The organism is Neolewinella aurantiaca, from assembly GCF_008014675.1.
In the GTDB taxonomy this organism is placed as follows: domain Bacteria; phylum Bacteroidota; class Bacteroidia; order Chitinophagales; family Saprospiraceae; genus Neolewinella; species Neolewinella aurantiaca.
Window position 1 is genome coordinate 1 of the sequence record NZ_VOXD01000060.1, and the last position, 10692, is coordinate 10692.

Consider the following 10692-nt stretch of genomic DNA (forward strand, 5'->3'; position numbering starts at 1 on the left):
GGTTGGTGACCACGCTATCCGCGTTCGCGCATCTGACGGCTGTGGTAACTTCGACGTTCAGATCATCGAGTTCTGTGTAACTGCTGACAAGTCGCCTACTCCGATCTGTATCCAGACCCTGACTGTTACCCTGATGAACGACGGCAACGGTGGCGGCATGGCTGCGATCTGGGCTTCAGACTTCATCGCTTCTCCGATCGAAGACTGCTTCGGTAACGTAGTAGACAAGTACAGCCTCTACCGCTCCAGCGAAGCTGGCACTGCTGGCTTCACACCAGTAGCTGGTGTTCTTGGTATCGACGACATCGACTGTGATGACTTCGACAATGGTACGGTGAACGTACGTGTATACGCCTTCGACGACAACGGTTCTACGCCTGACTACTGTGAGGTAATCGTAGAAGTACAGGACAACATGGGCTGGTGTGACGGTTCAACCGGCGACCTGTCCGGTCTGATCGCAACACAGAACAACGAAAACGTTGCCGGCGTAGAGGTTAACCTCACCAGCTCCGACGGTATGGACCAATCGGTAATGACACTGGCCAACGGAACGTACACCTTCAGCGACCTCCCACTGAACGCAGACTATACCGTACAGCCGGTCTTCGATGCTCCGTTCAACCCGCAAAACGTACTGGCTTCCGACCTCGTAGCAGGTATCGGTCAGATCCTCGGAACGGCGCCGTTCGCCAGCGCTTACCAGTTCGTAGCCGCTGATGTTAATCAGGATGCTTCGTTCGACGTATTCGACATCCTTGCCGGCCAGCGTTGTATCCTTGGTCTTGACGAAGGCTTTGCCGGAGGCAACTGGTTCATGCTGGAAGCCGGAACGAGCATCAACATGAGCAACCCGTACGCGGAAGCTTTCCCCGAGGTGTTCAACGCCAACGACCTGCAGGGCAGCGTAACTGCTGACTTCGTAGCGGTAGAGAAGATGAACCTGACCGGTGCCACCGGTCGTACGGCTCAGCTTCTGAACGTAGACGACGTACAACTGGAAAGCGGACAACTCCGCACGATCGTCCTTGACGGCGCGCAGGTGGCGGGCTTTCAGGGTACCATCGAGCTGGCTGCCGGCCTCGAGCTGATCTCTGCTGAGATCGTCGGTGAAGGTGGTCTGAACCTGAACCGGGCTGGTGAAGGTATGATTGGGGTGCTCGTAAGAACCCCCTCCCAAACCCCTCCGGCTAGCGGGAACGCTGAGCGTTCCGGTGGTCTTGTAGTGCTGGAAGTTCGAGCAACTACTGCCGGCAAAGTCAGTGACCTAATCAGCCTGAGCGACGCCGTAGTGGTTCGTGAAGGTGTGGCGCTGAACGGAACGAGCAACAGTCTCGACCTTGCCTTCAACTCCGACTTTGCACCCGCGACCGCGCAAAACGCACTGTACCAGAACACGCCTAACCCCGTGGTTAACACAACGAGCATCAGCTTCGAACTGGCTGTTGCCGGCCCCGCTACCCTGACGGTTCAGGATGCAGCAGGCAGGCTCGTAAAGACGGTAAAAATCGATGCAGTTGCCGGTCTGAATCAGGTTGAGCTGGAAGATTTCGGCGCTGCCGGCGCCTACTCTTACACCCTCGTTTCTGGTGATTTCACTGCCACCCGCCAGATGATCATCGAGTAAGAGTCCTGTTTGCGGCTCTGAGTCGAAATATTTCTGATTCTGTACAAATCCCTCCACGGTTACAATACCGTGGGGGGATTTTGTGATCGTAGCTACCCTTGCGCAGAAAAAACCGTTACACGGAGCTGATCCGGCTTAAAAAAGTGACTAAATGCTCTCTTAACCGTTCTCTAACCAAATGCTACCGCTCTTGCCCCTATCTTTGCCCTCCACAACCCTTTCTGCTTTGTCAAAGACAGTTTCCATAATTCTTGTTTCTGTAGTCGTTGCCTGCTCTCTGTTTGCCATGTCGGCTTACAAAAAAGAGCAGCCTGGCAAGCATCTTTTCTCGACCTATTTCGATGCTGCGCCAAGCCAGGGGTACACAACACAGCGCAGTCTTTCGGCAAGCGCTAACGACACGGATGCCTCCATCATCCGGCAGGCTTACACCTACCACAAATCAGCAGATTACGACCTCGCTTTGATGAGTTTCCGTGCGTACCTGGAAAGCAACCCATTGCCCGTTTCCGACGAAACACTCTTGCTGGCGGGTACCTCGGCGGTGGCTACCGGCAACTACGCAGAGGGAGCCGATTACCTGGACCAGATCGATCAGGAGGGTGAATACGCATCCGAGGCATGGTGGCACCTGGCGTTGATCGATTTACAGCGCGGCGATCTGAAAGCAGCAAAGGGCGAACTTGCGCGGGTAGCGAACAGCAGGTATGGCCACAACTTTCCTACGGCGCAAATCATGGAGGAGCTTACTGAAAAGTAGCATTTCCCGAACTCATTACTGGTTCTGAAATGACGATGAAATATCTCTGTAATGCAGAGTCATTTCAAAATTGCCGTCTTTGCTCCCTTACTTTTGGCTATTTTTCGCGGTAAATGCGGTATTTTAGGGCGCGGCCGCAGGTGCAATGACAGCTTTTTAAGTGCGACAGAAGACAATTGAGGTCCTTCGAACAGGTTGCCGGTATACCCCGCGATCAAAAGCTTCTTACCTTGCACCTGCGTCCTCGCCCCAGAATGACTGCCCAGTAAACCCACCTCTACCAATACCTGAATACTTATGCTGATTCGTTACTGCCTTTCCCTGTTATTGTTCGCCGCCGGAATGAGTACACTCACCGCGCAGGATTGTAATTACCAGCTTCTGATGGAAGACACGTTCGGAGACGGCTGGAACGGTGGCGAATTGACTATTCGGATCAACGGAGTCTCCACGATGTACACCCTGGAGCGGGACGACAACGACGGCTTTTTCCGATCCGTTTTCCTTCCCGTCAACAACGGCGACGTTGTGGAGCTTGACTACATGCACGGTGGCTTCCCCAACGAAACCTTCTTCTCGATCCTGAATAACAACGACAGCCTGATTTACAGCGCTGGCGTTGGCCCCGATGAAGAGCCACCAGACAGTATGAACATTTTCAGCTTCGTTGTGGAATGTGAGGCCTGTGCCGCGCCTGCTGCCAACAGCATCGAATTTTTCCGGGTCCGCTCTACTTCCGTAGACATCCGTTTCCTAAGCCTGCCCCCATCTGTCGATCCTCTTTACCGCATCCAGTACCGGGGCGGCGACTACGACCCGGCCGTAGATATGGATGGCACAACTATTACCGGCTCCGACACGACCTACCGGATCAATAACCTTGCGCCGGACAGCCTTTATACTTTCTGGATCGACGCCGCCTGCCAGGCAGAAGACGATACAACTGCCATCCGCGGGCCTTTTCAGGTCATGACCCAAAAGCGTAAAGACGTAGGGGTTACTCAGCTCTCCTCCCCTGTTACCGGATGTGACCTTGGCGCAGAAGACGTCACTATTGGCATCACCAACTTCGGTGGCGAACCCCAGGCATTCTTCAACGTAAACTTCACCATCGACGGCGTCTCCGCCGGCGTACAGATGCCCAACGATGGCATCTATACCGGTGTGGTTGGCGTAGACAGCACCGAGTTCTTCACCTTCGACATCCGGGCGTTCCTGACCTCCCCCGGGACGTATGAATTTCAGTTGTGGACAGAACTGGAAGACGACGAAGACAACAGCAACGACACTCTCACCATATCGGTAACGCATATTCCTCTGATCACCGAATTCCCCTACGTTGAGAACTTTGAAGAGAACAACGGATTCTGGTACTCCGACCGCCAGGGGCGCAGTCCTTCCAGCTGGGAATGGGGTCAGCCACAGAACGACCTCATCGATCGCGCGCCCCAGGGACGCAACGCCTGGGTTACAGAACTAAACGATGATTACTTCAACCAGGAAGAATCTTACCTCGTCTCTCCCTGTTTCGACCTTTCGGGAATGACGACAGACCCGCTCTTCAGCTGCCAGTTGTTCGTTGAGAGCGAAGACGGCTTCGATGAACTCACCCTGGAATACACCATTGATGAGGGCGAGAACTGGAGAAAGGTAGAAACCAGCCCCGCAGGCATCAACTGGTACAATGACCTCGAGAACCAGCGCTGGACCGGAGACGGCGGTTTTGGTGACAACTTCAGGACCGTAGCCAACCTCATCCCCGGCGTAGCCGGGGAAAGGATCCAGCTTCGCTTCGCCCTACGGACAGATAACGGCACCCGCCTCGAAGGATTCCTTGTCGACGCAGTTACCCTGACCGAGCGCATGGGTGATAACCTCGCAGCAGCAGAGGCCTTCAGCATCAACCCCGAAACCTGTAGCTCACCTACCGACTCTGTATCCTTCCGCTTTACCAACCTCGGCCTCAATACAGCCGAAAACGTGAACCTCAGTTACCGGGTAAACGGAGGCGACGTAACGACCGAAGTATTTGCCGGCCCCCTCACCGCAGGGCAAACGGCCACCTATATTTTCTCTACCCCGTTCGACGGAACAACATCGTCGGAGAGCACGATAGAAGTATGGACTGAACTGAGCGACGACTTCCAGCTCAACAACGACACAACGGTATTTTACCTGCGCACCCGCGAGGACATCCCCTTCTTCGAAGGATTCACCGACGGCGATACGCCCGACGGCTGGGACATCAGTGATAACTTTATTGCAGACCGTAACGACGACGGCGAAGTAACGATGTACGACAACGTATGGAGCCTGGACCCTTCCATGACCTTCCGTACCGCGAATTACGGCCTGATTGAAAGCGGAGATAGCCTGCGCTTCAAAATAGACCTCTATAATTTTGGCAATGAGACACCTTACGAAGAACCAACTGAGGTTTTCATCTACGCCTTCTCCAACTGCTCGCAAGACACGATCCTGATCGAAGAACTGACCGTTGTTACCGACACAAGCGTAAGCATCAGCCTTGAGCCTTACACCGGCGATGCGCTCCAGTTCAGTTTCCTGCTCCTCTGGCCGGGAACCGGAGACTTCTGGGCCAACTTCGACGACATCGCTATCCGCCGCTGCGCGGCGGATCTCGACCTGATGGCAGACGTGGATCACTCCAACAGCTTCGGCGATAATGGCGTTGCCACCATCATCCCCGGTGCTGGTCTTGCGCCGTATACTTTCAACTGGAGTACCGGAGACTCAACCGCTACCGCCGACAGCCTCGCCGTGGGCGATTACACCGTAACCGTAACCGACGCCGTTGGTTGTGGAGACATCATTACCGTGACCGTTGACCTCGACGTAGCCGCCGACGAAGCTACCGAGCTCCTTCAGGACCTCAGCGTATACCCCAACCCGACTTCAGGTCTGCTGGAACTGCGCCTGGACCTGAGCCGCGCAACCGAACTGAAAGCTGAAGTTTATGACCTGACCGGTCGCCGGATGCTCACAAAGGTAATCGGACGACAAATCAGCCTCAATGAACAGTTTGATTTCAGCGCCTTCCCCAATGGCGTCTATCTTCTTCGTTTACAAGTAGATAACGCAGCGCGCACCATCCGGGTGATCAAGCAATAGATGCAGTTTGTCGGTTCCCACACCGGCAAGCGGCAATATTGAAAATGTTGATCAGCAAACTAAATGCCCGCTTCAGACCTTTATCAAAATATGAAGATTGGAGTAGTCTGTTATCCCACTTACGGTGGTAGTGGTGTATTGGCCACAGAGCTCGGCCTGGGCCTGGCCCGCAAGGGGCATGAAGTACATTTTATTACCTACCGGCGCCCTGCCCGGCTGGGTGGCTTCCAGGCCAACGTCTTTTACCATGAAGTAGACAGCGGGTCCGATTACCCCCTATTTGAGTTTGCGCCTTACGAGACTTCCCTCGCGTCGAAGTTGGTTGACGTGATCGAGAACTACGGCATCGACCTTTTGCACGTCCACTACGCAGTTCCACACGCGTCGGTGGCCTACATGGCGCGCAAAATTCTGATCAGCCGGGGCAAGTACGTTCCGTTTGTCACCACTCTACACGGTACCGACATTACGCTGGTGGGCACCAACCCGGCCTTTGCGCCAACGATCACTTTCGCCATCAACAAGTCAGACGGCGTTACTGCCGTCTCGGAATCGTTGCGCAAAGACACGCTGGCTAACTTCGATATCTGCAACCCGATCGAGGTGATTTATAACTTCATCGACTTCAAGCGTTTTCACCGCGACAACAAAGATCATTTCAAGGCAGCGATTGCTCCGAACGGAGAGCGAATCCTCATCCACGTCTCTAACTTCCGTCCCGTCAAGCGGGTCGACGATGTGATTTACATTTTTAAGATTGTGAACGATGAAATCCCCAGTAAGCTCCTTCTGATCGGAGACGGACCGGAACGAAGCCGCTGCGAAGAGTTGAGCCGTAAACTCGGCCTGAGCCAGGACATACGGTTCCTCGGCAAACAGGATGCCGTAGAAGAGCTGCTTGCCGTTTCCGATCTCTTCCTCCTGCCCTCGGCCAGCGAGAGTTTTGGCCTTGCCGCACTCGAAGCGATGGCTTGCCAGGTCCCCGTCATCAGTTCGAATGTGGGTGGCATCCCCGAGGTCAACATCGACGGCGAAACAGGTTACCTTTCGGGAATCGGCATGGTCGACAAGATGGCCGAAGACGCTCTGAAAATCCTGAAGGACGACAAAATTCTAGGGCGGTTCCGCGCTGCGGCACTCGCCCAGGCCGCCAGGTTCGACATCGAAGAGATCATCCCCAAATACGAAGCCTACTATCAGGAAGTGATTGACAGAACAACCATAAAGCCGGAGGAGCCTGTTTTTGATTGTTAAGGGACAGCACTCCCCTCTTGATTCATCCTGTTTGTCTGAAGCTGAAGTAGCGCGGAAAGGTTGCTTCCCCCGTGCAGGTTGCGGCCAGAGAAGCAGGCGCGGTCGCAGGTGCAAAGAAGGCTGTTCGGAGAGTCGGTTTTCCCGACGATCAATCTGGTTTGCTCCCTGCCCCTAAGGGAACAAACGCTATCTGCCGTCGCCCCCGCCCCACACATATTTGGAGTGCATGGCGTGGAATTACCAAACTAACCACATCGTTAACGGCCTGAGTCTCCAAGCAATGGCCCTAAAACCGATCAGTGCACCCGCGTTCGCGCCTGAAAAAAAGTCAGTCGCAAACAAAAACACCTGACGAAAATTCCGATTTATGTTTCAGGCATTCACTTTGCTCCTTATTGCCGCGTCAACATTGAACCAACTTCCCCCGAAGAGCCGTTCAATATTTGACGACAACTATCTGACAGTCACGGCTTAAGCCGATAAAATATTTAAATATGAATTTCAACAACTTCACCATAAAGAGCCAGGAGGCTTTGCAGCGTGGTCAGGAGATTGCCCTGGGCAACGGTCAGCAAAGCATTGAGCCTGGTCACCTGCTGAAAGCGGTTTTTGAGATTGATGAAAACGTGACGCCCTTCTTGTTCAAGAAGATGGGCGCCAACCTCAACGCCGTAAAGCAAGCCATCGACAGCATTGTGGAAGGCTACCCCAAACAATCCGGCGGCCAGCAAAACCTGAGTCGCCCCGCCGGAGAAATGATGCAATACGCAAGTGTCGTCGCCAAAGAAATGGAAGATGAATACGTGAGCCTGGAGCACTTCCTGCTCGCCGCACTGAAGATCAATGACGTTACAACTACCGTTCTGCGCGACGCCGGTGTGAATCCTAAAGTACTGAAGGCTGCCATCGAAGAGCTGCGCCAGGGCAAGAAGGTTACTTCTAACTCTGCCGAAAACCAGTACAACTCATTGGAGAAGTACGCCATTAACCTGAACGAACGGGCCCGCAGCGGCAAACTTGACCCTGTGATTGGTCGCGACGAAGAAATCCGCCGCGTCCTGCACATTCTCGCCCGCCGCAGCAAGAACAACCCGATTCTGATCGGTGAACCAGGCGTCGGTAAAACTGCCATCGTCGAGGGGCTTGCCCACCGCATCGTCAACGGCGATGTGCCGGAGGACCTGCGGGAAAAAGACCTCTGGAGCCTCGATATGGGCGCGCTGATTGCCGGCGCAAAATACCAGGGTGAATTCGAAGAGCGCCTGAAAGCCGTCATTAACGAAGTGACTCAGGCCGACGGCCAGATTTTCCTCTTTATTGATGAGATCCACACCCTCGTCGGCGCCGGAAAAGGCGCCGGAGCCATGGATGCGGCAAACATCCTGAAACCCGCCCTTGCCCGTGGAGAACTCCGCGCCATTGGCGCCACCACGCTGGCGGAGTACCAGAAATATTTCGAGAGCGACAAGGCTCTGGAGCGTCGCTTCCAGCAGGTTCAGGTCAATGAGCCGAACGAAGAAGACGCGATATCGATTCTTCGCGGCCTCAAGGAACGCTACGAGACCCACCATAAGATCAACATTCTCGACGAGGCCGTTGTCGCCGCGGTGCAACTCTCTGAGCGTTACATCACCGATCGTTTCCTGCCCGATAAAGCCATCGACCTGATCGATGAGGCTGCTGCGCGCCTCCGTATGGAGATGAACTCAATGCCAGCCGAACTCGACGAAGTGGAACGCAAGATCCGCCAGCTCGAAATCGAGCGCGAAGCCGTAAAACGCGAGAACGACTCAACCAAGCTCGACCGCATTGCCGGAGAGATCGCCAACCTGGAAGAACGCCGCAACGCGTTCCGCGCCCAGTGGGAATCCGAAAGGGAAGTCGTTCTTGGTATCCAGCAGGCGAAAGAGAGGATTGAGCAGCTCAAAAACGACGCCAAACAATCCGAACGCTCCGGTGACTTCAGCCGTGTAGCCGAAATCCGTTACGGACTCATTCCTGAAGTAGAGCAGGAGCTTGATGGTTTTCAGGTGAGACTCGTCGATATGCAGACCAACGCGAAGATGCTCGTGAAAGAAGAGGTTGACGCTGAAGACATCGCCGAAATTGTAGCCCGCTGGACCGGCATTCCCGTTACCAGAATGCTGCAAAGTGAGCGCGAAAAGCTACTGAAACTCGAAGACGAGTTACACCAGAGAGTGATTGGCCAGGAAGAAGCAGTGGAGGCAGTCGCCGATGCCATCCGCCTGAGCCGGACTGGTCTCAGCAGCCAGGACAAGCCCATCGGGAGTTTCCTCTTCCTCGGGACAACCGGTGTAGGTAAAACAGAGCTTGCCAAAGCGTTGGCCGAGTACCTCTTCAACGATGCCGACATGATGACGCGCATTGACATGAGCGAGTACCAGGAACGCCACGCCGTGAGCCGCCTTGTGGGCGCCCCTCCCGGATACGTTGGCTACGACGAAGGTGGCCAACTGACCGAAGCCGTTCGCCGCAAGCCCTACTCCGTAGTGCTCCTCGATGAGATCGAGAAAGCGCACCCGGACGTGTTCAACACCCTGCTGCAAGTTCTTGACGACGGACGTCTGACCGACAATAAGGGACGGGTTGCCAACTTCAAGAATACGATCGTGATCATGACCTCCAATATCGGTTCAGACCTGATTCGCGAACGCTTCAGCCAAATTAATGGCAACAACGAAGATGTTATCGTCGAGGAAACCAAAGAGGAGCTTTTTAACGTACTTAAGCAAACGGTACGTCCGGAGTTCCTTAACAGGATCGACGATGTGGTGATGTTCCGCCCCCTCAACCGGACGGATATCCGCCAAATCGTGGAGTTGCAACTCAACGAAGTTCGTAAGCAGCTTGCCGAGCAGGACATCACGCTTACCATCGCTCCTGAAGCGATGGACTGGCTCGCCGCCGAGGGTTACAACCCTGAATTCGGTGCCCGCCCTCTGAAGCGCGTGATCAAAAAGCGGGTGCTGCGCCAGCTCTCTAAACAGATGTTGGAAAACAGCGTTACCCCGGGGAGTCAGCTCGTGCTTGATGTTTTCGACGACGTTGTTGTCTTCCGTCAGGCGCGTAAGCAGGAGCGAATTCCGGAAAGCATCGCCTGAGGCGATGCGCCGCTTTGGCCCGAAAATGAAACGCGCGCCTCAGGCGCGGTAAGATATTAAGATGTGTGTATTAGTGAGTGTATCTGGCGGCCGGGATTTTTCCCGGCCGCTTTTTTGTGGCAGGAGATAACATCGTGTATCATAATGGTCCGTTACGATTTTCGGCAGTTCTGGCCTCCAGGTATCTTTAGTTTCTTCATCACTTAAGATGACAGCCCGTCTTGCGTGCCTGTCGGCGGCTTACTTTAGAAGCATCCAAGGGTGCTATGTTAAAATCGGAACGTCGCAGCTCTGTGCGTTGCTTTCAATTACGGAGGTTGTAGCACTAAGGGAAACCCTTGGCCTAGCCGCCTTCACCTGCTTGTAAATAGCGAGGATGAGCGACCTCTGATCTCGTAACTGGCGCGTAGGGGCTCAATCGGAATAGAACTCCTCAACCGATGCCCCAAGACTGCGCTTCTTCCCGTTTTGCCCGTTCATTTTTTTCTTGATAAAAAAACGAACCAAAAAAATCAAGGCTGCGCCACCGGCTGATCGTGGAATCCGATTGTTGAAGCCTAAAATGGAAAAACTCGCGTTGGCGTTGATTGGGTTGCTTCCAGGCTTATTGGTTGGTCAAAATCTTTGATGCTGATCTTGGGGCTTCGGGAACGCTCAGACAGTTTCCATTTCTAAACGGCTTCAAAAATCGGATTCCACTGCCGGTGCCAAGGCCGAAGGCGGAGGGACTGAACTCTGCGCTCTGCACTCTACACTTTGATTGCTGAGCGAATATTTAGTATCCCGATCCGGTACGA

General features: G+C 54.2%; 5 protein-coding genes. All 5 read left to right on the forward strand.

Annotated features, from left to right (window positions below; genetic code table 11):
- Nucleotides 1–1627: T9SS type A sorting domain-containing protein (locus tag FUA23_RS21595; RefSeq protein WP_147932860.1), on the forward strand; the 1627-nt coding region annotated here is incomplete at its 5' end.
- A gap of 226 nt (nucleotides 1628–1853) precedes the next feature.
- Nucleotides 1854–2387, forward strand: coding sequence for a tetratricopeptide repeat protein (locus tag FUA23_RS21600; protein ID WP_147932861.1), 534 nt, complete (start codon nucleotides 1854–1856; stop codon nucleotides 2385–2387).
- A gap of 297 nt (nucleotides 2388–2684) precedes the next feature.
- A complete protein-coding gene (locus FUA23_RS21605) occupies nucleotides 2685–5519 on the forward strand; it encodes a T9SS type A sorting domain-containing protein (protein WP_147932862.1) in 2835 nt (944 codons plus the stop codon).
- A gap of 90 nt (nucleotides 5520–5609) precedes the next feature.
- The gene (bshA, locus tag FUA23_RS21610) at nucleotides 5610–6773 is read left to right on the forward strand and encodes an N-acetyl-alpha-D-glucosaminyl L-malate synthase BshA (RefSeq protein WP_147932863.1); all 1164 of its coding nucleotides are present in this window, start codon (nucleotides 5610–5612) and stop codon (nucleotides 6771–6773) included.
- 494 nt (nucleotides 6774–7267) lie between these two features.
- Nucleotides 7268–9895 carry an ATP-dependent chaperone ClpB gene (clpB, locus tag FUA23_RS21615; RefSeq protein ID WP_147932864.1) on the forward strand — a complete coding sequence of 876 codons (2628 nt, stop codon included), beginning with the start codon at nucleotides 7268–7270 and terminating at the stop codon, nucleotides 9893–9895.
- Nucleotides 9896–10692 lie beyond the last annotated feature (797 nt).